A 761-nucleotide genomic window follows, 5' to 3' on the forward strand; every position below is an offset into this window, starting at 1 on the left:
AGACTATGCACCGGGCAAGGCCTGTCGCCGTCAAAGGGAATATGAAATTGGCGGAAAGTAAGATGCCTGAACGGCCGTTCTACCAGCCTGGGGCCAGCAGCGTGGAAGGCCTGCCGCTGCTCCTGCAGATGTTTCACACCAATCCGTTGGTGATGCTCAAGCCGCATTGGCACGCCCAGGTCGAGGTTAATTTCATCGTGCGCGGCAGCGTGCATTACCGCATGAACGACCACGAGATTTCGCTTTCGGCCGGCGAGATGTGCCTGTTCTGGGGTGGCCTGCCGCACCAGATGGACGATTTGTCCGACGACGCCATCTATGCCGGAGCGCATCTGCCGCTGGTGCATTTCTTCCGGCTGCACCTGCCCACGGACATAAGGCACCGGCTGATGACGGGCGCAACACTGGTGACATCGGCCACCGACCAGTCCGACAACCATAATTTCGAGCGCTGGAACCGCTACGCCCGGTCCGGCGACCAGGCCAAGGCCGAACATGCCGTCAACGAATTGCTGCTGCGGCTGGAGCGAGTGCGGTTCGAGCCCTATCGGCTGGTATCCGCAACTCCGACCGACCAAGAAACAGGCAGCCCCTTTGACCAGCAATCGTCGCGGAATGTCGGACGCATGTGCGATTTCATCGCCGAAAACTTCCTCTATGACATCGATTGCGTGAACATCGCCGCGGCCGCCGACATCCATCCCAAATACGCCATGAGCCTGTTCAAGAAATCCACCGGCATGACGCTCAATGAGTATGTG

At 59.3% G+C, this 761-nt stretch carries 1 protein-coding gene; it reads left to right on the forward strand.

Going from position 1 to position 761, the window contains the following annotated elements:
• Window positions 1-62: 62 nt before the first annotated feature.
• Window positions 63-761: cupin domain-containing protein (locus EN994_RS33875; protein WP_127308280.1), on the forward strand; the 699-nt coding region annotated here is incomplete at its 3' end.

It is taken from the genome of Mesorhizobium sp. M7A.F.Ca.CA.002.09.1.1, from assembly GCF_003998555.1.
In the GTDB taxonomy this organism is placed as follows: Bacteria; Pseudomonadota; Alphaproteobacteria; order Rhizobiales; family Rhizobiaceae; genus Mesorhizobium; species Mesorhizobium ciceri.